Source organism: Phycicoccus sonneratiae (assembly GCF_016887965.1).
Taxonomy (GTDB): domain Bacteria; phylum Actinomycetota; class Actinomycetes; order Actinomycetales; family Dermatophilaceae; genus Phycicoccus; species Phycicoccus sonneratiae.
The window spans coordinates 1-24,286 of record NZ_JAFDVD010000016.1; the positions used below are offsets into that span (position 1 = coordinate 1).

Below are 24,286 nucleotides of genomic sequence, written 5' to 3' on the forward strand. Positions count from 1 at the left end.
CCGGGGGCGCCCGGACGTGGCGAAGCCCTCCGGGGGGCCCAGTCACTCCCGGAGGGCTCCGCGCTCGGACCGCCGGGCCTGCAGGGAAGGGCCCGGCGGTGGTCACTAGTGCTTCTCGGCGAGGCTCCACATCGTCCAGAGCTCGGTACGCATCCGCCGGGGCTGCTGGAGCGTGTGCAGCACCGCGCCGGCGATGTCGGCGGGCTCCATGAACGGTCCGGACGACGGGTCGCCCTCGCCGAAGCGCCCGTCGGCCGCGGCGAACGCGGTGTTGACCCCGGCCGGGGCGATGACGGTGGTCCGGATCCCCTCGGAACGCAGCTCGCGGTCGAGCGCGTACCCGAGGTTGATCTGGGCACCCTTGGTCGCCGAGTAGACGGCCTCCTTGCCACCGCCGATCATCAGCCCGGCGACCGACCCGATGATGACGACGTCGCCGCCACCACCCTGGGACCGGAACTGCCGCACCGCCGCCCGCGCCAGCCAGACGGTTCCCTTGACGGTGACGTCGACCATCAGCTCGACCTGCTCGGAGGAGTAGTCGAGGATGCCGCCGTAGAAGCCGACCGCCGCGTTCGCGACGACCGAGTCGACCCGCCCGAAGGCCTCGACCCCGGCCGCGACGAGCGCCTCGGCCGTCGTCTCGACCCGGACGTCACCGACGACCGTGACGAGCCGGCCGGGCCCCCACTCCTCGACGAGCCGGTCGAGCCCGTCGGCGCGCAGGTCGCCGGCGACGACCCGGGCCCCGGCCTCGAGGGCCAGGCCCACCGTCGCACCACCGATGCCGCCTCCCGCACCGGTGACGGCGACGACGGTGTCGGTGAGGTCCCGGGACGGGGCGGGCATCAGGCCGCCCCGCCCGGGACGCGGGCCGCATCGGTCACTTGATGGCTCCCATCGACAGGCCGCGGACGAGCTGCTTCTGGGCGACCCAGCCCGCGACGATGACCGGCAGGGCGGCGATGGTCGCCGCGGCCGAGAGGACCGCGAGGAACTGCCCGCGGCCGTCGACGAACGAGCCGAGGAACGGCGGGGTCGTGCGGGCGGCCGAGGAGGTGAGCAGGGTCGCGAGGAAGTACTCGTTCCAGGAGAAGATGAACGTGATGAGCGCGGCCGAGGCGACCCCGGGCAGCACGAGCGGGAGCGCGACCCGGAAGATCTCGCGCCCCAGCCCGGCACCGTCGACGCGGGCGGCCTCGATGATCTCGAACGGGACCTCGAGGAAGAACGAGCGCATCATCCACACCGCGACCGGCAGGTTCACCGCCCCGTAGACGATCGCGAGCATGTAGATGTTGTCGAGCAGCCCGAGGGTCTTGAGGATCATGAACAGCGGCAGCACGACCGCGGCCAGCGGCATGAACCGGGTGGAGATGAAGAACGACAGCGCGTTCTCGACGTTCTTGACCCGCCGGATCGACAGCGCGTACGCGGCCGGGATCGACAGGACGACGGCGATGATCGTCGCGGTCACCGACGCGGTCACCGAGTTGAGCAGGTAGCCCTTCATGCCGCGGTCCATCGCCAGCTGGTAGCCGTCGGTCGAGGGGCTGAAGAACAGCTTCGGGTTGACCGAGGAGGCCACCGACTCCGGTTTGAACCCGTTGAGGATCATCCAGAAGACGGGGAAGAAGAACGCCAGGACGAGGATCCAGGTGAGGGTCGTGACGAGCGAGCCCTTGAGCGAGCGGTTCATCGGCTGCCTCCTGCCATGAAGACCTTGAAGAGGGTGCGCAGCGCGACGGTGGCGACGATGATCGTCAGGATCACCGTGACGACGCCGTACGCGGCGGCCTGCCCGACGTCGAGCCCGATGAACGCGCGCTCGTAGAGCAGGTAGGCCAGGGTCTTCGTGCCGCCGGTGCCCTTGGTGAGGATGGCGATCGGGTCGAAGACCTGGAGGATGATGACCGACCCGAGCAGCACGCCGATCTCGATGTACATCCGCAGGTGCGGCAGCGTGATCCAGGTGAAGGTGCGCCAGGTGCCGGCGCCGTCGACCTGCGCGGCCTCGAGGATGCCCTTGTCCTGGCCCTGCAGCCCGGCCAGCAGGATGAGCATCATGAACGGGGTGAACTGCCAGGTCAGGACGATGACGACCGAGAGCATCGGGTGCTCGGTCGACCACGAGACCACCGGCAGGTGCAGCGCGCGGGAGAGCCAGTTGAGGATGCCGATGTTCGTGTCGAACATCGAGTACTTCCAGATCAGCGAGGCCGCGGCCGGCATCACCAGGAACGGGGTGATCATCAGGGTGCGGGCGATGGCCCGGCCCCGGAACTCGCGGTCGAGCAGGATCGCGAAGAGCATCCCGATGACGACGGAGAGGATGACCGAGAAGGCCGTGATGAGGACGGTGGCGACGATCGAGGGCCACAGGTCCCCCGAGGTCAGGGCCGACTTGTAGTTGTCGAAGCCGGTGAAGCCACGGTCGTTCGGGTAGAGCAGGTTCCACTTCAGCGACGAGTAGACGATCGTCACGACGAACGGGACCTGCGTCAGCAGGATGAGGAAGATGACGGCGGGGAGCAGCAGGCCGCGAGCCGACCACAGCTCCCTCTTGTTCACCCGCCTGGGCTCGGTGGCGGCCTCGGCCTTCACCGTGTCGAGCTCGGTCACGGACATCTGGGCACTCCCTTGTGCGAGCGGATGGTCGACCTTGTGGCTGCGGGTGCCGGGGTCGGTCGGAGGACCCGACCCCGGCACCCGCGGTTCACGGTGTGCTGGGTTCAGCTCTTGTGCTTGTCACCAGCGGCCTGGGCGAGCGACTGGCACTTGGCCAGCGCGTCGTCCACGGACCCGCGTCCTGCGATGTAGTCGGCGACGAGCTGTGCGCACTGGTTGCCGACGTCCTGGAACTCGGGGATCGAGACGTATTGGATGCCCACCCAGCCCTGCGGGTTCACCCCCGGCTGCTTCGGGTTGACCGAGCTCATGACGTCGAGGGTGATCGGGGCGTAGGCGGCCGCGGCCTCCTTGTACTCGGGGATCTCGTAGGTCGAGGTCCGCGAGCCCGGGGGCACGTTGCTCCAACCGATCTTCTGCCCGACGAGCTTGATGTAGTCCTTGCTCGTGGCCCACTTGACGAACTTCAGCGCGGCGTCCTTGTTCTTCGTCGAGGACGGGATGGCGAGGTTCCAGCTCCAGAGCCAGCCGGACTGCTGGGTCTTGTTCACCGGCATGTGGGCGTAGCCCATCTTGCCCTTGACCGGCGAGTCGTCGGCCTCGAGCATCGACGCGGCGACGGAGGCGTCGGCCCACATCGCGGCCTTGCCCTCCTTGAGCGCGGTGAGGCACTCGTTGAAGCTGTAGGACACCGGGTCCTTCTCACCGGAGGTGTCGAGCATCGTCTTGTAGAAGGTGACGGCCTCCTTCCACTCCGGGGTGTCGACGGTGGCGTTCCACTGGTCGTCGTACCAGTTGCCGCCGAAGGTCTGGATGACTGTCGTCAGCGGCGCGAAGAGGTCGCCCCAGCCCGGCTTGCCGCGCATGCAGATGCCCGACATGTCGGCGCTGTTGACCTTCTTCGCCGCGTCGGCGACCTCCTGCCAGGTCGGGCTGTCACCGAGGGTGACGCCGGCCTTGGAGAGGACGTCCTTGTTGTACATGAGGATCGAGGACTCGCCGTAGAACGGGACCGCGAACAGCTTGTTGTCGTAGGTGTTGACGTCGCGCACCGGCGGGAGGATGTCGTCGACGTCGTAGGACGAGTCGGACTTCAGGCTGTCGGTGAGGTCGACGAGCCAGCCGTTGGCGCCCCACTGCGGGGTCTCGTACGCGCCGATCGTCACGACGTCGTACTGGCCGGCGCCGGAGGCGACGTCGGCGGTCACGGCGGCGCGCAGGTCGCCCTCCTCCATGACCTGGAAGTTGACCGTCGTGCCGGGGTTCGCCGACTCGTACTCGGTCTTGAGCTTCTCCATGTCCTTCATCTGGCCGTTGTTCACGGTGGCCAGGTTGAGGGTGACCTTTCCTCCGGCGTCACCGCCGCCGGACCCGCTGTCGGTGGAGACGTTCCCCGACGAGCAGGCCGCGAGGGCGAGGGCCGAAGCCAGCGCACCGGCGCCGAAGGTCAGGGCGCGCTTCGAGCTGAGCATGCCTAACTCCTTTGGTAGGTGTGCCCCCTCCCTGCCACGGGAGGAGACGGGGTCCCGGATGCCTCCGGGGGCGTTCCGATGCGCCTTGCCGCCTGGAACACCCGCAATGTAGGAAGGGTCGCCTCACCACGACAAGCACCATCAGCCCCGCTGTTTCGATACTATTTTTCCAGTGCTCACCCGTGCGGGCCTGTTCTCGGGTGAGCGGGCCAGCAGCGTGGCCCCGCTGCGGACCACACGTCGACGACGGAGTCAACGAGGAGTGGTGACGATTTCGTATCAGTCCACGGGAACCCCCCGCGCTCGCCTGGCCGGTTTCCCCTCCCTGTCCGTCGAGGGGGGCCCCGAGGGTCGCCAGCTCGTCCGCGGCCCCTACCCCTCGGCGCCGCGCCGCGAGATCATCCCGCCGCACCCCCAGCACGCCGTCCGCACCCTCACCCACGACTTCCCGAGCGAGATCTGCGGCTGGGGCGCGCACCCCGAGTACGAGATCCACCTCATCACCAAGTCGCACGGCAGCTTCATCGCCGGCGACCACGTGGGCACCTTCTCCCCGGGCCACGTCTCGATCATGGGTCCGAACCTCCCGCACGACTGGGTGAGCGACCTCGAGCCGGGACAGGTGGCCGTCGACCGCGACGCCGTCATCCAGTTCACCGACGAGTGGATCCGGCAGTGCATGGAGCTCATCCCCGAGCTCCAGGAGGTCGGCGACGTCCTCACCCAGTCCAGCCGCGGGCTGGTCTTCTCCGGGGCCACCGCCTGGCGCGCCGCCGAGACCATCCTCGAGGTGGTGCGCAGCCACGGCGCCGAGCAGGTCTCGCTGCTCTTCAAGCTGCTCGCGCTCTTCGCCCGATCGCCCGCCGAGGACCGCGAGGTCGTCGCCAGCGAGTGGCTCGGCCGCCCCACCGACGCCAACTCGCTCGGGGCCGTCGAGGCGGGGCTGGCCTACATCTTCGAGAACCTCACCGGCGACATCCGGCTGGCCACCGCCGCGAAGCTCGCGTACATGTCCGAGCCGACCTTCTCGAAGTACTTCAAGTCGGCGACGGGCACGACCTTCAGCACGATGGTCAAGAAGCTGCGCATCGCCCACGCGCGCCGGCTGCTCGACACCACCGACCACGCGATCGCCCAGGTGGCGGCCATGAGCGGGTATCACAACATGGCCAACTTCAACCGGCAGTTCCTCACCGAGGTGGGCACCACGCCGACCACCTACCGCCGGCTCGAGTCGTCGCAGAAGCCGCCGCCGGAGGTCTTCAGCCTCGGCCTGCGGGCCCCCGTCGACGACTAGCGCCGGTCAGCGCCCGAGGGCCTCGTCGAGGGTCGCGGCGACGCCCTCGGCCGCGAGCGCGGCGCGCCAGCGGAGGAAGGCCTCGCGGAAGGTCGGGTCCGTGCCGAGGTCGCCGAAGACCGCCTCGATCCCGAGGAAGGCCGCGGGGTCGTCGGCGGCCGCCGCGGACCGCAGGGTGTCGGCGTGCACGTCCGGCGGCACCTCGGGGTCGGCGAGGCCGCCGCGGGCGATGAGCGCCCAGTACTCGGCCCACGCGGCGACCATGAGGGCCCCGAGCTCGACCGGCCGGCCGGCCGCGAGGTTGTCGCGCACGGCGGGCAGGGTGAAGGTCGCCATCCGGTTGGCACCGTCGGTCGCGAGCCGCACGAGCGTGTCCCTGATGCCGGGGTTGGCGAAGCGCTCGAGGAGCGTGGCCATGTACCCCGGGAGGTCGATGCCCGGGAGGTCGCCGAGGGTCGGGGCGGCCTCGTCGGCCATGTACCGCTCGAGGAAGGTGCGCACGCGGTCGTCGCGCATCGTCTCGTCGACGAGCACGTAGCCGAGCGGCGCACCGAGGTAGGCGAGGGCCTGGTGGCTCGCGTTGAGCAGCCGCAGCTTCATCAGCTCGTAGGGCCGCACGTCCTCGACGAACTGGACGTCGACGGCCTCGAGGTGCGGTCTGCCGAGGGGGAACTCGTCCTCGACGATCCACTGCGTGAACGGCTCGGCGGGCACCGGCCAGCGGTCCTCGATGCCGAAGTCGCGGATGAGCGTCTGGCGGTCGGCGTCCGTCGTCGCGGGCGTGATCCGGTCGACCATGCAGTTGGGGAACGCGACCTCGGCCTCGATCCAGTCGGCGAGCCCGGGGTCGACGAGCCGGGCGAACCCGGCGATGGTCTGCCGGGCGACGTCGCCGTTGCCCTGGAGGTTGTCGCAGGAGAGCACGGTGAACGGCTCCATCCCCGCCTCGCGCCGGCGCCGGAGCCCCTCGACGATGTAGGCGAACGCCGTGCGCGGGTCGTCCGGGTGCGCGACGTCGTGGACGACGGACGGGTCGGCGGGGTCGAACTCGCCGGTCGCCGCGTTCTTGAGGTAGCCGCCCTCGGTGACGGTGAGGCTGACGATGCGGACCGCGGGGTCGAGCAGGCGCTCCTGCACGGTGGCGAGGTCCTCCGGGCCGTGGAGGTACTCGAGGACCGAGCCGACGACCCGTGGCTCGAGCGAGCCGTCCGGGTGGCGCACGACGAGGGTGAAGAGGCAGTCCTGGGCCCGCATCGCGTCACGCATCGCGGCGTCCTGCGGCAGCACCCCGACCCCGCAGATCCCCCAGTCCAGCCCCTCGCCGGTCTCCATGAGCCGGTCGAGGTACATCGCCTGGTGCGAGCGGTGGAAGTTGCCGAAGCCGAAGTGGACGATGCCCACCGTCGCGCTCGAGCGGTCGTAGCTGGGCGACGGCACACCCTGGTCGGGTGCGGTCGCGGTGGTCAGTGCGGTCACGGGAGGTCCTTTCGCGCGCGGCCGGGGCCGTCACACGCGGCCTCGCGGGTCCGTCGGCATGAAACCAACATCCCGGGCCGTTGGGGAGACCCCGTCGGCACAACGGAACGAAACCATCAGCACCCGATGGTTTTGCATCGGGCCGGGGAAGGGGGTCAGGAGCAGATGTCCTGGTCGGCGGTGCGCGCCTCGATGGACGTCGACGGGGCGGGCGCGCTGACCGACGGCTTCGGGATGGGGTCGGTACCGAGGCGGTTCGGCACCTCGACGACGGCGGGTGCGCCGGCGCCCAGCGTGACCCGGACGGTGGCGTCGAGGGCGGCGTCCTCGGAGAGCTTGGCGTCGGGGAAGGCCGCCGCGACCGTGCGGGCCGCCTCCTCGCGCCCCGGCGCGTACGCGACGGTGACGCCGGTGGGGCGCTCGGTCGTGTTCGACGTGGTGACCCGCGCGAAGCCCTGGACGCGCAGCGCCTCGGCCACCTGGCCGGCCAGCCCACCGGTGCCGGTGGCGTTGACGACGAGGACGCTGACCTTCGCCGGGCTCACCGTGAGCGGGGTGGCGCTCGCCGAGGGGCTGGCGGAGGGCTTCGGCTTCCCGGTGACCGGCTGGTCGGCCCGGAGCCGCTGCCAGAGGGTGTCGGCCGCGTCGGTCCACTGCACGCGGTTGGCGTCCTCGGGGTAGGTCTCGACCGGCACGGTGACGAAGGCGACGTTCTTCACGCCGACGTTCTTCACGGAGTCGGCGATGTCCTTCATCGTGCCAAGGCCGAGGTCCTCGTCGGTGGTCAGCGACTTCGTCGCGGCGTCGAGGAAGCCGTAGAGCTTGTCGGGCCGCAGCAGGAGGGAGGTGCGGGTGGCCTCCTGGACGATCGAGGAGAGGAAGGCCTGCTGGCGCTTGATCCGGCCGAGGTCGGACCCGTCGCCCTCGGTGTAGCGGACCCGGACGTAGCCGAGCGCCTGCTTCCCGGTGAGCACGTGACGCCCGGCGGCGAGCGTCAGGTGGGCCTTGGGGTCGTCGATGGCGACGGGGGTGCACACCGGCACCCCGCCGAGCGCGTCGACCATCCCCTTGAAGCCGTTGAAGTCGACGACCGCGAAGTGGTTGATGAACAGGTCGGTGTTGCCCTCGATCGTGTTGATGAGGCAGGCCGGGCCGCCGAGGCTGAACGCGGCGTTGAACTGCTGCACCGGCCACTCGCTCTTGGGCACCTTGGCGTCGCAGTTCGGGGGCATCGGGACCATCGAGTCGCGCGGGATCGACACCAACGTCACGTGCTTGCGGTCGGCGGAGAGGTGCGCGACGAGCGTGGTGTCGGAGCGCGCCCCGGAGACCTTCCCGGCGTCGGGGGCGTCCTGACCCACGCGGGTGTCGGACCCGATGAGGAGGATGTTCAGGGGCCCCTCGGCGACGGTGGGCCGCTCGCTCGAGAGGGCCTGGCTGATGTCGAGCCGGCTGATGTTGCCGTCGAGCCGCCACCAGACGAATCCGGCGGCGAGGGCCAGCACGACGACGAAGGCGGTGCCGCCCGCCACGAGGCGGCGACGCCGGCTGGTGCGCGAGGCCGAGCCCCGCGCCTCCGACCGGGTGCGCCGGGTGGGTTCCGACACGGGTGTGCTCCTTGCGATCCGGGCACCCACGGGCACGGGACGTGCCGAGGCGGGTGGGCGACCTTCGGAGTGTACGGAGTGATGCTGTGTCCCGGCTGCGAGTCGGACACGGGTGTGACGCGTGCCGCCGGGGCGGGCGACGCGCCGCGGGGCGCGACCGGGGCACCCGTCGGGGAGGATGGGGCGCATGGGACGACGGGTGGCGTGGGTGGTGGGGGCGGTCCTCCTCGTGGGGCTGGTGGCCGGGGGCGGCTGGTGGTGGGTGCAGCGGGAGTCGGCGCGGGACGACGCCGCGACGGCGGCGGTGACGCGATACGTCGAGGGCTGGCGCGCCAAGGACCTCTCGCGGGTGCCGTTCGCCGGGTCGGGGGCGGCCGCCGACTTCGCCGCCGCCGTCAAGGGCCTGGGGTCGGCGGGGGTCACGGCCGAGCGGGGCGCGGTGCAGCGCGACGGCTCGGGCGCCACCTCGTCGGTCACCGTCACGTGGGCCCTCCCGGGGAAGGCGACGTGGCGGTACTCGACGCCGGTGCGGCTCGTCGAGCGGGACGGCCGATGGCTCGTCACGGGCCCGGCGGACGGCTCGCCCTGGCACCCCGACCTACCCGCCGGCGAGACGATGGCGCTCGAGCGCAGCGCTCCCGCGCGCGGTGACCTGCTCGACCGCGACGGGAAGGCGCTCATGCCCCAGGGCACCGTCTACCAGGTGCAGCTCGATCCGGTGAAGGCCGACGAGGCCGACGCGGCCGCCGTCGAGCAGGTCACCGGCGTGACGAAGGGCTCGGTCGTCAAGGCCCTCGCCGACCGCAAGCGCACGGGGTCGCAGGCGCCCGTCCCGGTCATCACCTACCGCGAGTCCGACTACGCCCCGCGCAAGGCGCGCCTCGACGCGATCACCGGGGTCATCGCGCCCACGGCCACCCAGCCGCTCGGCCCGACCCGCACCTTCGGCCAGCCGCTGCTCGGCTCGGTCGGGGAGGTCACCGCCGAGATCGTCGAGAAGAGCGACGGGCGCTACGCCGCCGGCGACCGGGCCGGGCGCAGCGGCCTGCAGGCGCAGTACGACTCCACGCTCGCCGGCACGCCCGGGCTGGCCGTCACCACGAGCGGGGGCGCCACGCTCTTCGAGACCAAGGCCGTCGACGGGGCCGACGTCGCGACGACGCTCGCGCCGCGCGTGCAGAGCGCGGCCGAGAAGGCCCTCGCCGACGCGTCGCTCACCGTGCCGGGGGCCATCGTCGCCGTCGACGTGAAGACCGGCGAGGTCCTCGCGGCGGCCAACTCGCCGTCGAGCGGGTTCGACCGGGCGGTCACCGGCAAGTACCCGCCGGGGTCGACCTTCAAGATCGCGTCGACGTACGCGTACCTGACGCGGGGCGTCACGACCCCGTCGAGCACCGTGCCGTGCCCGAAGACCATCACCGTCGACGGGCGCTCGTTCCGCAACTACGCCGGTGAGTCCATCCCCGGCTCGGTGCCCTTCGCGCAGGACTTCGCGCACTCGTGCAACACCGCCTTCATCTCGCTCTCGCAGAAGCTCGGGACGACCGACCTCACCACGGCGGCCAAGGCGCTCGGCATCGGTGCCGGGTGGGCCGACTCGCTCGGGGTGTCCGGCGCGTTCGACGGCAGCATCCCGGAGACCCGCAAGGGCACCGACCAGGCGGCGGCCGTCATCGGGCAGGCCCGCACCGAGGTCTCCCCGCTCGCGCTGGCGGTGATGTCGGGCAGCGTCGGCCGGGGGACCTTCCTCCCGCCGGTGCTCGTCCGGGGCGACACCGGCACCCCGCGGCCGACGCCGCTCGACGGCCAGGCCGTGGGGCAGCTGCGCTCGATGATGTCCGACGTCGTGACGTCGGGGACCGCGACGGTGCTGCGCGGGACGCCGGGGGGCACGGTGCGGGGCAAGACCGGCACCGCCGACCACGGCGTCGACGAGAAACCCTACTGCTGGTTCACCGGGTACCAGGGCAGCGTGGCCTTCGCGGTGCTCGTCGAGGAGGGCGCGAGCGGTGGCACGGTCGCGGCACCGGTCGCCAAGCGCTTCCTCACCGCCCTCGCCGGCTGAGCACCCAACCGGACGACGACAAGTGACACATTCGTCGATTCCTGGACACCCCAGCCCGCGGACCCGACGTCCCGCCGTCCACCAAACGACACATTCGTCGATTCCTGGACGCGCCGCGCACCGGCCGGCGGACGCGGACGACCCCCGCCCGGCGGTGCCGGACGGGGGTCGTCGCGAGGACTCGGGTGAACCCGGGTCAGATGGGGCGGACCTGGTCGGCCTGCGGGCCCTTCGGACCCTGGGTGACCTCGAACTCGACCCGCTGGGCCTCGTCCAGGCTGCGGTAGCCCTGGACGTCGATGGCGGAGTAGTGGACGAACACGTCCGGGCCGCCGCCGTCCTGGGCGATGAAACCAAAGCCCTTCTCGGCGTTGAACCACTTCACGGTGCCCTGTGCCATATGGGGAGAACTTCCTTTACCTGTGTGCACTCGGCCGGTGCCCGTCGCATCGACCGTGGATGCGACTCCAGCCCCCCTGTGGCGCGAGGGTAGTTCGACCTTCGAGGTACTGCTGTTGCTGCAACCGCCAGCGAACCTAGCAGAGGTTGGTCGCTCTCACCGGTTGCGTGGCGCAGAGTCCACGAGGCGGGCACTCAGGCGTCGGCGGCGGGCACGACGAGCACGTCGCAGTCGGCGTCCGCGAGGACTCCCGAGAGGGTCGAGCCCCCCGTTCCGACCCCGGCCGGCCGCCGCCTCCGGAGGCCGACGACGAGCAGCCGCGCGGAGCATCCCGCCGCCGCCTGCACGAGCTCGTCGGCCGGCGCGAGCCCGCGCGAGGGTTGCCGGACCTCGTGCGGCACACCGACGTCCGCGAGGCAGGCGCACAGTGCGTCGATGTCGCGCCGGTCGGCCAGACCGCGCCGACGGGGTTCGGCATCGGTGCCGGCGTTGACCACGAGGAGCGGCTGCGCGGTGCGCGCCGCCTCGGCGACCGCGGCCTCGAGGGCGGCGAGGCCGTCGCGGCGCGGCACGTAGCCGACGACGATGGTCATGGGCACTCCGGTGTGCGTGGGGGCAGGGGGCATCGCGTCCCGCGCGCGACGGCGGGACGGGGCGCCGCACCCCGCGCGGGGGTGCGGCGCCCGGCCGTCAGCCCGAGAGGGTCTTGGCGCCGGTCATGATCGCGACGCCCTCTCCCATGTCGTGCGACTGCGGGGTGATGACACCCGCGCAGCCCCCGAGCCGCTGGATGTGGATGCGGTCGGCGACGTCCCACACGTGCGGCATGTTGTGGCTGATGAGGATGACCGCGAGACCGTTGTCCCGCAGCTGCTTCACCATGTCGAGGACCATCCCCGACTCCTTGACGCCGAGGGCCGCGGTCGGCTCGTCGAGCACGACGACCTTGGACCCGAACGCCGCCGCACGGGCGACCGCCACGGCCTGGCGCTGACCACCGGAGAGGGTCTCGACGGCCTGACCCATGTTCTGGATCGTCTGGATGCCGAGGTCCTGCACCGACTGGCCGGCCTCGCGCTCCATGCCGCCCTTGTCGAGCATCCGGAACACCGAGCCGAGGACGCCCTTGCGACGCGTCTCGCGACCGAGGTACAGGTTGCTCGCGATGTCGAGCGCGGGGATGACGGCCAGCTGCTGGTACACCGTCTCGATGCCGGCCTCGCGGGCGTCCTGCGGCCGCCGGAAGGTGACCGGCGAGCCCTCGAGCCGGATGCTGCCGGAGTCGGGCACGTAGGCGCCGGTGAGGCACTTGATGAGCGTCGACTTGCCGGCCCCGTTGTCGCCGATGACCGCGAGCACCTCGCCCTTGTAGAGGTCGAGGTTGACCCCGTCGAGGCCGACGACCCGCCCGAAGGTGATGACGAGCTCGCGCGCCGAGAGCACGGGCTCCGCGTCGTAGATGTGCCGCTTGGCCTCGGGGATGTGGTCGACCGCGAGGGGCAGCTTCTCCATGGTGCTCACGACTTGACCTTCCGGATCCACTGGTCGACGGCGACCGCGACGACGATGAGCACGCCGATCGCGAGGACGCGCCACTGCTGGTTGACGCCGATGAGCGAGAGCCCGAAGTCGAACGTCTGGACGATGAGCGCCCCGATGAGGGTGCCGATGAGCCGGCCCCGCCCGCCGAAGAGGCTCGTGCCGCCGATGACGACCGCGGTGATGCTGTCGAGGTTCGCCGTCGGGACGGCGTTCGGCGTCGCCGAGCCGGCCCGTCCGATGAGGACCCAGCCCGCGATGCCGTAGATGAGGCCGGCGACGGTGTAGACGGCCAAGAGGATCCGCTTGCTCGGCACACCGGACAGGCGGGCCGACTCGGCGTCGTCACCGACCGCGTACACGTAGCGCCCCCAGGCGGTCTGCGACAGCACGAAGGCCATCACCGCGTAGATGAGGACCACGACGACGATCCCCCAGGTGAGCCGGAACGCCCCGATGCCGAAGCCCTCGCCGAGGAAGTTGAGGATCCGCGGCAGGTGCTCGGCCTGGATGCTCGACCCGCCCGAGTAGAGCAGCGCGATGGCCGTGAAGATGCTCAGCGTGCCGAGCGTGACGATGAACGGGGGCAGGTTGATCCGCGTGACGAGCAGGCCGTTGAGCAACCCCGCGAGCGTGGCGAGCGCGATGCCGATCAGCAGCGCGAGCAGCCCGGGCATCCCCCCGTCCTTGGCGAGCGAGGCCATGACCATCATCGAGAGGATCATGATCGCGCCGACCGAGAGGTCGATGCCCGCCGTGAGGATGACCAGGGTCTGGCCGACCGCCAGCGCCGCGACGATCGCGGTCTGCTGCAACAGGGTTCCCATCGCTCCGGCGGTGAGGAACAGAGGCGTCGCGATGAAGAAGGCGACGAACGTGATGAAGAGCAGCAGCAGCGGGCTGAGCCACGGGCGCTTGTGCAGGTGGTTCTGCAGCTGCTGGACCGGGGACTGCCGCCGCCGAGCGAACTCGGCGGCGGCAGCAGAGCCAGAGGCGGTCATGCTCAGTTGCCCCAGCAGATGTCGGCACCCTTGGTCGAGTCGATGCTCTCGACCCCGTCGACCGGCTTGTCGGTGACGAGCGCGACGCCGGTGTCGAAGAAGTCGAGGCCCTCGGTGGTCTGCGGCTTCTCGCCGCCGCGGGCGATCTTCGCGATCGCCTCCATGCCGAGGGTCGCCATCTTCAGCGGGTACTGCTGGGCGGTGGCGCCGATGACGCCGTCCTTGACCGACTTGACGCCGGCGCAGCCGCCGTCGACCGAGACGATGGTCGCGGTCTTGCCCGCGGCCTGGAGGGCGGCGTTGGCGCCGACCGCCGCCGGCTCGTTGATCGTGTAGACGAGGTTGATGTCCGGGTTCTTCGCGAGGCACTTCTCCATCGCGGAGCGGCCGCCGTCCTCGGCGCCGTTCGAGGCCTCGTTGCAGACGATCGTGTAGTCGCCGCCCTTGCCGGCGGTGTACTTGCCGGTGGGGGCCTCGTCGCCGTTCTTCTTGCCGTCGGCGACATCGATGCCCATGCCCTCGAGGAAGCCCTGGTCGCGGTTGTAGTCGACCGAGACGATCTTGTCGTTGAACAGGTCGAGGAGGGCGATGACCGCCGCCTTGCCGTCGAGCGTCGCCGCGGCCCACTGGCCGTCGAGCTTGCCCGCGGAGCGGTTGTCGGTGGCGAAGGTGATGTCGACGGTGTCGGCCGGGTCCGGCGGGGTGTCGAGGGCGATGACGTAGAGGCCGGCGTCGCGGGCCTTCTTGATGGCGGCGTTGACGCCGGTGGACATCGGGGTGATGAGGATCCCCTTGTCCTGGCGGGCGATCGCGTTCTCGATGGCCGTGATCTGGCCCTGGTCGTCACCCTCCTGCTTGCCGGAGGCCACGGTGAGCTTGACGTCGTTCTTCGCGGCGTCGGCCTTCGCGCCGTTCTGCATGGCGACGAAGAAGGGGTTCGAGGAGTCCTTCGTGATGAGGGTGACGCCGACGGTGGACTCCCCTCCGCTCCCGGAGTCGGAGTCGGAGGAGCGGTTGCAGGCGGTGGCGGTGAGGGCGAGGCCGACGATGCCGACCGAGGCGACGACACGGCGGGCCGTGCGCGGCGAGGGGACCTGACGGATGTGCATGATCCGTGACTCTCCTTTGAGTACTGGGCTGGGTCGAACGACGCTGCCTCGTGACAACGTTGTCAGGAACCATTTGTAGCGTTCACTTGCGCGCAGGTCAAGACATCCGTTACACATCGTGATGTGGCCGTGACATCGTTGTCAGATCCGGGACGCTCCCGCGCGACGATGCGCGACGTCGCCGCCCTGGCCGGCGTCAGCCTCAAGACCGTGTCCCGGGTCGTCAACGAGGAGGCCGGCGTCTCCCCCGACGTCCGCGAGCGGGTCGGTGCCGCCGTGCGCCGCCTCGACTACCGCCCGAACCTCGCCGCGAGCAACCTCCGGCGCACCGGCGCCCGCACCGGCCTCATCGGCGCGCTCGTGCAGGACCTCTCGAACTCGTTCTCCGCGGGGGTGCTCCGCTCGCTCGAGGACATCGCCCGGGCGCACCGCACCGCCGTCCTCGCCGCCAGCCTCGACGAGGGCGTCGACCGCGAGCAGGCGATGGTCCACGACCTCGTCACCCGGCGCGTCGACGGCCTCGTCCTCATGCCGGCCAGCCAGCGCCAGGACTACCTCGTCGCCGAGCTCCGCACCGGCACACCGGCGGTCTTCGTCGACCGCCCGCCGCGTGGGGTCGACGCCGACTCCGTCGTCGTCGACAACCTCCTCGGTGCCCGGCTGGCCACCGAGCACCTCCTCGACCACGGGCACCGGCGCATCGCGGCGCTCTTCCACCTGCCGCAGATCCCCACCGCCCACGAGCGCATCGCCGGATTCACGTCGGCGCACACCGACCGCGGGGTGCGCCCCGACGACCGGCTCGTCGTCGAGGGCATCACCTCCACCGACGAGGCGACCGAGGTCGTGCACCGGCTGCTCGACCTCGACGACCCGCCGACGGCGATCTTCGCCGGCCGCAACATCCTCGCCTCGGGCGCCGTCCGGGCCCTCGCCGAGCGCGGGCTGCGGCGCTCGGTGGCGCTCGTCAGCTTCGACGACTTCCCGATGGCCGACCTGCTCGACCCCGGGCTCACCGTCGTCCGCCAGGACGTCTCGCGCATCGGCCGCACGGTGGCGCAGATGCTCTTCGAGCGGATCGGCGGCGAGAGCTCGCCGCCGCGGCACGTCGTCATCGAGCCGACCCTCGTCGTCCGCGGCTCGGGCGAGATCCCGCCCCCGGCCTGAGCGTCGGCGCCGTGACGGTCAGGCGCGCAGGTGGCGGGCGCGGGTCATGAGGTAGACCCCGAAGGCCACGAGCCCGACGGAGACGACCGCGAGCGCCCACCGCCCGGCCGGGGCCTGCTGGAGGAAGTGCAGCGCGCCGTCGATGCCGGTGGAGGCCGTGACGTCGTGCGTGCGGGCGGCGATGACGAACAGCAGCCCGACGACGGCGAAGGCGACGCCGCGGGTCACGAAGCCGAGGATGCCCACCGAGACGAGGAGGCGCCCGGGTGGCCGGGCGAGGTCGAGGAGGAAGTCGCGCGAGAGGCCGGACCAGATGCTGAAGACGCCGACCCCGGCGACCGCGATGCCGGTGCCGACGACGAGCAGCACCCCGCCCGGCAGGCCGAGGAGCGAGCGGGTGATGCCGACGGTGGAGTCGCGGCTCGTCTGGCCGGCGCCGATGGCGAAGGCCGCCGCGGCCCAGGCGACGGTGGCGTAGGCGATGCCGTCGGCCGCGTGCTCGAGCCGCTTGAGCCGGGTGTGGCAGTGCCGGCCGGTGACCGCCCGCGCGAGGTTCCACACGGTGACGACGGCGAACCCGACGCACGAGACCCAGAGCACCGCGCGCCCGCCGAGCGTCGTCGCGATGGCCGTGAGCGCACCGGACTCGTCGGCCGTCGTGGTGCTGCGCCCGATCCAGACGACCTGGAGGCCGGCCCAGCCCATCGCGACGTGGAGCAGTCCGTCGAGGAGGAACCCGAAGCGGGCGCCGGCGCTGACCGCCCGGTGGGTCTCGGCGACCTCGGCCGCGCGGGCCGTCGTCTCCACCGCCTGCCGGGTCACCTCGCCGGCCGCCTCGACCGCGTCGTGCACGGTGTCGACGGCGTTGTGCACCGTCTCGACGACGGGTGCGGCGACCTCCTCGACCTCGTGGACGACCGCGGCGAGCGGACCCTCGGCGGGTGCCTCGTCCGTCGGCTCGGCGGGGCGGCTCACCGGTGCGGGGGCGGGGCGTCCGCGACGTTGACGGTCGGGATGCCCGTGCCGGCGCGGGCGATGACGGCGAGCGAGGGCTCCCGGCCCGGGTTCGACTCGCGGTGCACGGTGAAGGCCGGCACGTGGACGTAGCAGCCGGCCGCGGCGTCGACCCAGCCCTCGACCCCCTCGCACTCCAGGCGCAGGACGCCCCGGACGACGTAGAGGACGCTGGTGTTGGCGTCGTGGTGGTGCCACCCCGAGACGGCGCCGGGGTCGGTGACGACCTGTCCGGCCCAGAGTCCCGGCACCTCGAGGGCGCGGCGGCGGAACATCCCGGACGTTGGGTCGGCCTCGACGAGCTCGTCGTCGCGCACGACGCGCACCGGCTCCCACTCGACCATCCGGCCACGGTAGCCCCGGCGGCCCCGCGTCCCCGACTTATTGCCCATCCCCCACTCCGGAAGCGCTCCCAACGGCCGCCAGGAGGTGGGTGATGGGCAATGAGTCGGCGCAAGCGACGGGCGTGGGACTCCGGCTCTCACTCCGTTCGAGCCTCCCCGTCATCCCCCGCCCTCCGAGCGCCCAGGGCGCTGCGCGCCCGCGGGCGCAGCGGAGGGCGTGGGATTCGAACCCACGATGACGTTGCCGCCATAGCGGTTTTCAAGACCGCCGCACTAGGCCACTATGCGAGCCCTCCAACGAGCATCTCCGCAGGTCAGCGGTGCACTCGCGTCGCGCGACACCGTGATGACTGGCCGGCGTACCACCGTGGTACCACCAACCGCTGCAACCAGCTTCCGGTGTCGCACTCCCAGCCTAGAGGCAGCCCAGCACTGAGTCCGGCTGCCACGATGGACGTGCGGAGAGCCCCTCACGGCACGGCCATCTCATCGAGTGGTCCACCCGCCTCGACCCGCAAGGGCCGGTTAGGGCGACAACCACCCACGGATCGCCGACGCCGATGTCCGCCCTGCTCCGACCCGGGCCGATACCCTCCCCGCCCTCACCTGGCACTTGGCCGTTGCGGCCGTGGCTGTCCCGGCATCAACTGTCGGAACCATGCGGCACAGTGCTGGCAGAGAGCACAGACAGGAGCCTCGCGTGACGCATCACCGCACTGCCCGCCCGACCCCAGCCGTCACGGCCGGCCCTGCAGGCCAGGGCTCGAGAACACCAGCGTCAGCCCAAAGCGCTACCCAGAACCTGAAGCTGCGGCCATTGGCTCCGCTCTACCAAGCCGAACACCACGCCGTCTACCTCGAGCACCTCGAGGCGGCCGTTGCCGACCCCAGAACCAAGAACGTCGCCCTCACCGGCCGGTACGGCACGGGCAAGTCCAGCGTCCTGGACGAGTTCGAGAGACGCCACCGGGGCAAGGTCCTGCGCGTCAGCATCACGACACTAGGCCCAGATCGCGACGGGGAAGGGCTGACGAACCGGATCCAGAAGGAGCTCGTCAAGCAGGTCATCTACCGGGCTCCCCCGGACAAGCTACGCACCTCCCAGTTCGCTCGCACCGACCACATCACCCGGACTCGAGCCCTGCTCCAGAGCGGCCTGTTCGCCGCCCTGCTGGGTGTTGTCCTCGCCCTAGCAGGATGGCTGCCCTCGGTGGCAGTCTTCCCGCGAGCCACCCGTCAGGAACCGGTGACCGCGGGTGACCTAGCTACCTTCTTCGCGCTGTGGGCGCTGTTCTTCTTGGTGGTCACGATCCTGATGGCGTGGGCGCGCCGTGCGCTCGGTAGTCGCATCATCACCAGCCTGTCGACAGCGGGCACCTCGATCACCCTCGGGGAGCGCGGGGACACCTACTTCGACGCCTATCTCGAAGAGCTCGTCACTCACTTCGACGAAGGACAGGAGGACTTCGTCATTTTCGAGGACATCGACCGGTTCGACGACCCGGTCATCTTCGACTCCCTGCGTGAGCTCAACACGATCCTGACCGCCTCCCCGCGGCGCCTCACAACGCCACAGATCGGTTGTCACCTATCGGTGCAGCAGTCCCAAGCGATGCGTAGGCCGGATCCGCATTCGCCGACTGTCCGGCTTCGACTAATGGCTGGGACGGCTGAAGGGTCGGGCGACTAAAGCTCAGCGCCAGCCGAGGGGCCTAGGGTCACTAGGACGACCACTCAGCGACCAAGATGAGCCCGAGACTCGTGTGCGCTGACGACTCGACGTAGATCGCAGTGCGAGTGGCGTCACCTGATTGCTCGTTCGCCCAAGCCATGACGTCCCGGACGTCCGAGACCCCAGTCAAACGGTAGGTATCACAACTCAGCGCCTGCTTCTCGCGTGGCACGTGATCTCGGTCAGCGCCGTGGCTCCAAAACTCGACGCGAAAGACCGGAGCGGTGACCTCCCAGTCCACGTCGCGCGGATCGATGAGGTGGGCACTGAAAGGCACAGGCGAGGTCGCTTCCGGGGGCTGGGAGGTCATTGTGCTGCCCCTGCGATGGCTACGCCAAGTTCTTGACCACGCTCCACAGCACTCCGATAGTGAAGCCCGGCCAGGATGCGTGACTTCGAGGCCTCGGTCGCCGCCGCCGTCCACGACGTCACCGTGCGGGGGGCGGACTCGTTCATGGGGTTGCGAAGGACATCCTGGATCGGCTCCTTCAGAGGAAGCCAGCGCTCCAGCACCGTCGCCGCAGCACCGCTGATTACCGAGTGGCCGGAGGGGTACTCAGGGAATGGTGGTGTCGTGAGGGCGGGTGTCCACTTCGAGTCCATGTACTTACGGATGTACGTCACGGGACGCATGGTGCCGAAACGGAACTTCCACGCGAAACATGAGACGGCGGCGTCGTGCATCACCACGGCTAGGCTCGAAAGGACCGCGAGAGCCCTCGCCGGGTCGGTGCCTTGAGCGCGCGCTGCCTCCACGCCTAACAGCATCCAGTGACCGACAGGCGAGGCGGACATGTAGGGCCCATCTGCCCACCAGCGCACCATCTGGTCTTCTGACGAGGTGAGCTTCGCGCCTCGGCGGTACACCTCTAGTGCCTCTCGCCGATAGGGCGCGTCGCCCGAAGTGGCGAAGTCCGGAGGCGGGGGCAGGGGCAGGCTCATGGGGCTTGGCAAGAACAGGGGTACGACGCGGTCGCAGAATGAGTCGACCGGCCGTAGGAACCCCGGTGGAGTTGGCACCCAGCTCCCTTCACCCGAAGGCATGACAAGCGGGCCGTCGCGGAGAAGTAGGTAGGCGTCGTTCTGGGACCATTCCGCGAAGCTGAGGACGAATCGAGTTGTAGCGGCAGCCGAACCATCGCGGCCCCCGGCGAAGCGCTGACGAAGTTCGTCGACTTGGAGGGACAGCATGTCCCAGAATGCCGGGCTGACTCCTGGCGTCAGGAGCGGCGCTAGCGTTCGCCATACATCGATCGCATCGGCCACGCTGCCCGAGCCAAGCCCCGATGGTGCACTGCTCAGCCGGTCGGATTTCACCCTTAGGCGAGGGTTCGGTTCTAGGACCGATTGGGTGGCCAGCATCAAGTGGCTGAAGAATCGCGCGGTTTGTACGGGTGTGAAACCCTCGATAGCGCAGAGGTCGGCGGTAAACGCAACGAGCTTCTGGAGGAAGGTGATTGAGAGCTCAGGTGTGGTCGCGGGGGGCTTCTCGGAGGAGGTGCATGCTCCCAGAGTGGTCAAGGCTCCGAGGCTCAGAGCCGCGCGAAGCACACCGCGGCGGTCACCAGTAGAGGGGGACACTGGCGGCAGCGAAGGTTGAACCGGTGCTGTAGTAGCCGCGCACGCAGGCGACAAACCATGCGCCCCGGGGTGCTCCAGACTCCCCAGTTCGTGGAATGTAGCGAGTCACGGGGGTTGTTGCAGAGAAGGTGAAGCCTGCCGGGCCGTTGGCGCTGCGTGTGGGTGAACATCCGTAGTCAGTTGTCCACTGCTTTTCCGCCAGGCCGCGTGCGGGCTCGCGCGGACAACGGTAGAGGTTGCCGATGAAGCTCGTGACTTTACGGGATGCACTCCCTGTGCAGACGAACCGAATCTTTGCAATGACCCCGCCCGCTCCGGACGAATAGTGCGGCCCGTCAACAAGGACGTTGCACTTGTTCAAGTCCGGGTCTGTTAGGAGTACGGCTTCCCCGCCTGAGGGTTCTGGGCTAGGAGCTGCCGCGACTGTCGTACTGGGCAACTCCGCACCCACGGCCAGCGGGGGTGCGACGATTGCGCTGGCGCAAAGCAGTCCAAGAACCAGCGAGCGAGTCAGCATCAAGCGGCGCATGTCAAACCCCCGTCTAGATAGTTGATGCAATCAACGTCAGCGGCAGGGCGCCGATGTTGGTGCGAAGGTAGTGGCCTGGCCCAGTTCTTGAGAAGAGCGATTGCGAGAAGTCGCAAAGTGGAAGGCGATTGAGCAGACATCAGGCAGCCGGGGGCTTCTTCCCCCAAGTCAGGCAGTTGCTGGCCGGGACGGTCAGATTGCGCCGCGGGCGTGCGTCATGCGGTCTTTGGTGCTCGGCGCAGGTTTCGTCACCTGGCTGTGAGCGCCCACGCCCCGGGGCGCTGCGAGCCGGCGCGGATACGCCTGGTCACCTGGGTTCAGCTGTCTCCGGGTTCGGCTTCGCCGGGAGGTGGAGTTCGCTGATCGCCCCGCCGCCCTATGCGTGATCGGTGGCTGACGCCGAGCTGGCCGTGACCATCGATCGCGTCCATGCCAACTCGCGCAACACCTGCGGCGCGCCGCCCGCACCTGGATTTCACGAGTCGAGCTGGTCGTCACGGCGAGCCGTCAACGCGGTGGCTCCGAGGTGGTGACGTCACCGCGTCGGAGGCGCTCGAGCACGTCGCCGGTGGCGAGCTCTCGCCGCAGGTCGGGGCGGGTGCGGTAGAGCTCGAGGAGGTCGGCGACGACGTCGGGGTCGGAGCGCAGCATGGTGCCGGGGAAGAGGGTCCCGGCGGCGCGCAGGGTCTTGTCCAGGCGGGGGGCGCCGTTGGCGTCCACGGGCGGGAGGTCGTCCCAGGACAGGGTGGACTCGGTGCGGTTGGCGTGGGCGGTCACGCCGGCCGGGGTGAGGGTGAGGCTGGTCGGGGTCCAGCCGCGCAGCCAGAACAGGCCGTAGATCCCGATCGCCGGTGCGGCGTACAGGAACGCCCGCGCGACGCCGCTGTTCTCGCTCCCGACCCGGGCGATGTCCCACGTCGCGACCACGGGCAGGGCGATGAGGCCGAGCGACATGAGCAGGTAGCAGATGCGGTTGGAGCTGGTCGCGGGGAACACGATGCCGCCTCGGTTGTGCACGAGGCGGACCACGCCACGTCGACGCGTGACCAAGGCCCACAGGAACGGGGCGCCGAACAGCACCAGCGGCAGGATCAGGGCAAGGATGAAGAACAGGGGAGCGTCCAGTCCGAACCCTGCGGCGATGGCTACCCAGATCGCCGCAGGCACAGCGACGAACCCGGCCAGGACCCAGGGAACAGCCCCGAGGGGGCGGCGGACGGCACCCGGGACGGTCACGTCCTCCACGGGCGCTCCGGTCGCAGCGGCGCTCATCCGAACACGCTATTCCATGCGTCCGAGACGGTGTCCGTGGTGCTGTCCCAGGCGTCGGAGGCCTTGTCGGTGGTCCAGTCCCACGCCTCATGGGCGGCGTTGTCGATGGCCTCCTTCGCGCCGTCGGGAACGACGTTGTCCCACAGCCACTCACCGCCCTTGGCGGCGGCAATACCGACGACGACTGCGGCTCCCCCGACGACGATGACGGGGGCGGAGACGCCGAGGAGGGCGGCGCCGCCGACCACGGCGGCCCCGGCTGCGGCGCCACCGATCATCCCGCCGGCGAACCCGCTCGCGGCTCTACCGGGCGACTCGCCGCCCGCGACCGAGACCCCGGCCCCGACGAGGCCGGTCACGGGCCCGCCGCCCTTGAGGACCTTGCCCCACTTGGCGGCCGCGGCAGCCTCCTCGGCCAGGTTCGCCGCCTTCGTGCCGGTCTTGGCCGCGTTGGCCAGCCCCCTCGCGCTGGGCGCCTTGCTGCCGGCGCGCACGGCGGGGTTGCCGGAGCGGCTGGCCGCCAAAGCGGTGGCGGCGCTCGTCGCGGCCTTGCGCAGGTCCCTCTCGCGCACCGTGAACGCGGCGTCTCCGAAGGAGATGGAGTCCCCGATCCGGTCGGCGGCGGTCTTGGCCTTCTCGAGCAGGGCCTTCAGGCCCGAGTCGGACGCGGCCTCCTCCTGGGCCGGGGCGAGGGTGGCGGTGACGCAGGTGTCGAGGCGGTCGTAGGTGGCGCGCACGTCGATGCGCAGCTGCTCGTAGAGCTCGTTCTGCTCCAGCCGCGCCGTGAACGCGCCTCGGTCCTCGTCGAACTGGCGCTGCTGGGCGGGAGTGGCCATCAGCAGCGGCGGCCCGGGGTCGAACGCGGCCGGTGGGGCTTCGATGGTGGTGCCGACCACGGCCAGGCCGCCGGCGGCGGCGCGCGCGCGATGGGCGGCCATCTCGGCCTGGCACGCCTGCAGCTCCCAGGCGTAGGTGTCCACGGCCTGGGCGCAGCGTCGCACGACACCGACGCGGGCGTCGCCGGCGGCGATGACCTCGCTCACGTGCGCGGTGTACGCCGCGTGGCTGGCCCCGTCCCAGTCGGCAGCGGCGGCCGAGCGGGCGGCCACGGCGTCGTCGCCGGCGCCGTCCATCGCGTCCGCGAGGTCGGCAAGCCAGGTCGAGGCGGCCTGCAGGGAGGCGAACGAGCCGGGCAGGTCGGTGTCGATCATGACGCCGGGGTACAGATCGGGGCCGCGGACTGGCGCAGCACGGCGGCCGCCTCGGCGTCGGTGGTCTGGGTGTCGGCGGCCACCGCACGCAGGGCGGAGGCGGTGCCGGTGTTGAGCTGGGCCAGGGCGTCGGCGTCGGCGCCGAGGTCGGCCAGCATGAGCAGCACGTGCGGGCCGCCCTCGCCGCCGTCGACACGGACCGGCTGCGCCGGTGCGGTGCCGGCGACCTCGGTCGCGGCGTCGGCGTGGGTGCCGGCCATCGAGGTCAGCCGGGCCGGGGAGATGTCGAAGTCGCTCACGAGGTCCTCCGTCCCGGACCGGCCGGGTCCCCGACCTCGCGCACCGTCGGCGCCGGGTCGGCCGGTTCGGTCTCGGTGTGGCGCAGCTCGTCGGGGATGACCATGCCGAAGTAGACGACGTCGTAGGGCTGCTCCGCCTTGAGCTGGTCCAGGTTCGCGGTCGGCACGAGCGCGTACGGCTGGTGCGGGCCGCAGCAGTCCAGCAGCCGGTCGAAGGCCGAGTACGCCAGCAGCGCCAACCGGCCGTCGGTCGTGGTCCGCATCTCGATCTCGAGCGGCTCGCCCTCGCCGGTGGCACGGGCCACTGGCAGGTACAGCACCGGCGGGATGGAGGCCCGGTAGCGGGCCTGGAACTCCTCGAAGCTCTCGCCGTCGCGAGGTCGGGCAAAGGTCTGCGGTGTGCTCATCTGCGGCCACCCCCTGGGTCGCGGTACGCCGGTCCGCTCCCTCGGGCCCGGCTACTGGTCGGTACTCGTCAGATTTCGACCGTACGACGATCCAGTCGGGCTGTGCCACTTGGGGACCTGCGAGTTCTCGCAATGG

At 70.6% G+C, this 24,286-nt stretch carries 22 protein-coding genes and 1 tRNA gene; 4 read left to right on the forward strand and 19 right to left on the reverse strand.

The features are described from left to right. Positions 1-105: 105 nt before the first annotated feature. The 4 genes from JQN70_RS14375 to JQN70_RS14390 form a co-directional block, all read right to left on the reverse strand. Entirely contained in the window at positions 106-849 is a 744-nt protein-coding gene (locus JQN70_RS14375) for an SDR family oxidoreductase (protein WP_204132056.1), read from the reverse strand. 34 nt (positions 850-883) lie between these two features. Then, entirely contained in the window at positions 884-1,699 is an 816-nt protein-coding gene (locus JQN70_RS14380) for a carbohydrate ABC transporter permease (RefSeq protein WP_204132057.1), read from the reverse strand. After that, a complete protein-coding gene (locus JQN70_RS14385; RefSeq protein WP_204132058.1) occupies positions 1,696-2,628 on the reverse strand; it encodes a carbohydrate ABC transporter permease in 933 nt (310 codons plus the stop codon). The genes JQN70_RS14380 and JQN70_RS14385 overlap by 4 nt, the downstream gene beginning before the upstream one ends. Before the next feature lie 104 nt (positions 2,629-2,732). Beyond that, positions 2,733-4,100: an ABC transporter substrate-binding protein gene (locus JQN70_RS14390; RefSeq protein WP_204132059.1), complete on the reverse strand. Its 1,368-nt coding sequence runs from the start codon at positions 4,098-4,100 to the stop codon at positions 2,733-2,735. 265 nt (positions 4,101-4,365) lie between these two features. On the opposite strand from JQN70_RS14390, the gene JQN70_RS14395 reads away from it, so the two are divergent. Next, a complete protein-coding gene (locus JQN70_RS14395; RefSeq protein WP_307835997.1) occupies positions 4,366-5,397 on the forward strand; it encodes a helix-turn-helix domain-containing protein in 1,032 nt (343 codons plus the stop codon). A 6-nt stretch (positions 5,398-5,403) separates the two neighbouring features. On the opposite strand, the gene JQN70_RS14400 is transcribed toward JQN70_RS14395, so the two are convergent. After that, the gene (locus JQN70_RS14400) at positions 5,404-6,873 is read right to left on the reverse strand and encodes a mannitol dehydrogenase family protein (protein ID WP_307835998.1); all 1,470 of its coding nucleotides are present in this window, start codon (positions 6,871-6,873) and stop codon (positions 5,404-5,406) included. 155 nt (positions 6,874-7,028) lie between these two features. Beyond that, entirely contained in the window at positions 7,029-8,480 is a 1,452-nt protein-coding gene (locus tag JQN70_RS14405) for an LCP family protein (RefSeq protein WP_307835999.1), read from the reverse strand. A 187-nt stretch (positions 8,481-8,667) separates the two neighbouring features. Between JQN70_RS14405 and JQN70_RS14410 the strand changes: the two genes are divergently transcribed. Continuing rightward, positions 8,668-10,545 (forward strand): penicillin-binding transpeptidase domain-containing protein, encoded by a 1,878-nt coding sequence (locus tag JQN70_RS14410; protein ID WP_204132060.1) that lies wholly within the window; start codon positions 8,668-8,670, stop codon positions 10,543-10,545. A gap of 196 nt (positions 10,546-10,741) precedes the next feature. On the opposite strand, the gene JQN70_RS14415 is transcribed toward JQN70_RS14410, so the two are convergent. The 5 genes from JQN70_RS14415 to JQN70_RS14435 form a co-directional block, all read right to left on the reverse strand. Then, on the reverse strand, positions 10,742-10,945 hold the full coding sequence (locus tag JQN70_RS14415; protein WP_204132061.1) for a cold-shock protein: 204 nt from the start codon (positions 10,943-10,945) through the stop codon (positions 10,742-10,744). 194 nt (positions 10,946-11,139) lie between these two features. Continuing rightward, positions 11,140-11,538 (reverse strand): universal stress protein, encoded by a 399-nt coding sequence (locus JQN70_RS14420; RefSeq protein WP_204132062.1) that lies wholly within the window; start codon positions 11,536-11,538, stop codon positions 11,140-11,142. Between the two features lie 97 nt (positions 11,539-11,635). Continuing rightward, a complete protein-coding gene (locus JQN70_RS14425; RefSeq protein ID WP_204132210.1) occupies positions 11,636-12,457 on the reverse strand; it encodes an ATP-binding cassette domain-containing protein in 822 nt (273 codons plus the stop codon). Between the two features lie 5 nt (positions 12,458-12,462). Continuing rightward, positions 12,463-13,485 (reverse strand): ABC transporter permease, encoded by a 1,023-nt coding sequence (locus JQN70_RS14430; RefSeq protein ID WP_204132063.1) that lies wholly within the window; start codon positions 13,483-13,485, stop codon positions 12,463-12,465. A gap of 2 nt (positions 13,486-13,487) precedes the next feature. Beyond that, the gene (locus JQN70_RS14435) at positions 13,488-14,594 is read right to left on the reverse strand and encodes a substrate-binding domain-containing protein (RefSeq protein ID WP_204132064.1); all 1,107 of its coding nucleotides are present in this window, start codon (positions 14,592-14,594) and stop codon (positions 13,488-13,490) included. A gap of 168 nt (positions 14,595-14,762) precedes the next feature. Here JQN70_RS14435 and JQN70_RS14440 point away from each other — a divergent pair, with 168 nt between their 5' ends. Beyond that, positions 14,763-15,761: a LacI family DNA-binding transcriptional regulator gene (locus tag JQN70_RS14440; protein ID WP_204132065.1), complete on the forward strand. Its 999-nt coding sequence runs from the start codon at positions 14,763-14,765 to the stop codon at positions 15,759-15,761. Between the two features lie 18 nt (positions 15,762-15,779). Here JQN70_RS14440 and JQN70_RS20680 read toward each other — a convergent pair whose 3' ends face one another. The 3 genes from JQN70_RS20680 to JQN70_RS14455 all read right to left on the reverse strand — a co-directional run bounded on the left by JQN70_RS20680 (position 15,780) and on the right by JQN70_RS14455 (position 17,415). Further along, entirely contained in the window at positions 15,780-16,736 is a 957-nt protein-coding gene (locus JQN70_RS20680) for a DUF1206 domain-containing protein (protein ID WP_204132066.1), read from the reverse strand. Next, a complete protein-coding gene (locus tag JQN70_RS14450) occupies positions 16,733-17,119 on the reverse strand; it encodes a cupin domain-containing protein (RefSeq protein ID WP_204132067.1) in 387 nt (128 codons plus the stop codon). Before JQN70_RS14450 ends, JQN70_RS20680 begins: the two co-directional genes overlap by 4 nt. A gap of 209 nt (positions 17,120-17,328) precedes the next feature. Beyond that, positions 17,329-17,415: transfer RNA gene (locus JQN70_RS14455), tRNA-Ser, on the reverse strand. A gap of 521 nt (positions 17,416-17,936) precedes the next feature. Between JQN70_RS14455 and JQN70_RS14460 the strand changes: the two genes are divergently transcribed. Then, positions 17,937-18,809 (forward strand): YobI family P-loop NTPase, encoded by an 873-nt coding sequence (locus tag JQN70_RS14460; protein ID WP_204132068.1) that lies wholly within the window; start codon positions 17,937-17,939, stop codon positions 18,807-18,809. Between the two features lie 348 nt (positions 18,810-19,157). On the opposite strand, the gene JQN70_RS14465 is transcribed toward JQN70_RS14460, so the two are convergent. From JQN70_RS14465 to JQN70_RS14485, 5 genes are all read right to left on the reverse strand, one after another. Next, complete coding sequence (locus tag JQN70_RS14465) at positions 19,158-19,793, reverse strand: vanadium-dependent haloperoxidase (protein ID WP_204132069.1); 636 nt, start codon at positions 19,791-19,793, stop codon at positions 19,158-19,160. Positions 19,794-21,468: 1,675 nt separating this feature from the next. Further along, positions 21,469-22,233, reverse strand: a complete 765-nt coding sequence (locus tag JQN70_RS14470; RefSeq protein ID WP_204132070.1) for a hypothetical protein — start codon at positions 22,231-22,233, stop codon at positions 21,469-21,471. Then, positions 22,230-23,444: a hypothetical protein gene (locus JQN70_RS14475; RefSeq protein WP_204132071.1), complete on the reverse strand. Its 1,215-nt coding sequence runs from the start codon at positions 23,442-23,444 to the stop codon at positions 22,230-22,232. Before JQN70_RS14475 ends, JQN70_RS14470 begins: the two co-directional genes overlap by 4 nt. Beyond that, entirely contained in the window at positions 23,441-23,743 is a 303-nt protein-coding gene (locus JQN70_RS14480; protein ID WP_204132072.1) for a hypothetical protein, read from the reverse strand. Before JQN70_RS14480 ends, JQN70_RS14475 begins: the two co-directional genes overlap by 4 nt. Then, positions 23,740-24,150 (reverse strand): SAV_915 family protein, encoded by a 411-nt coding sequence (locus JQN70_RS14485; RefSeq protein ID WP_204132073.1) that lies wholly within the window; start codon positions 24,148-24,150, stop codon positions 23,740-23,742. Before JQN70_RS14485 ends, JQN70_RS14480 begins: the two co-directional genes overlap by 4 nt. Positions 24,151-24,286: the final 136 nt, after the last annotated feature.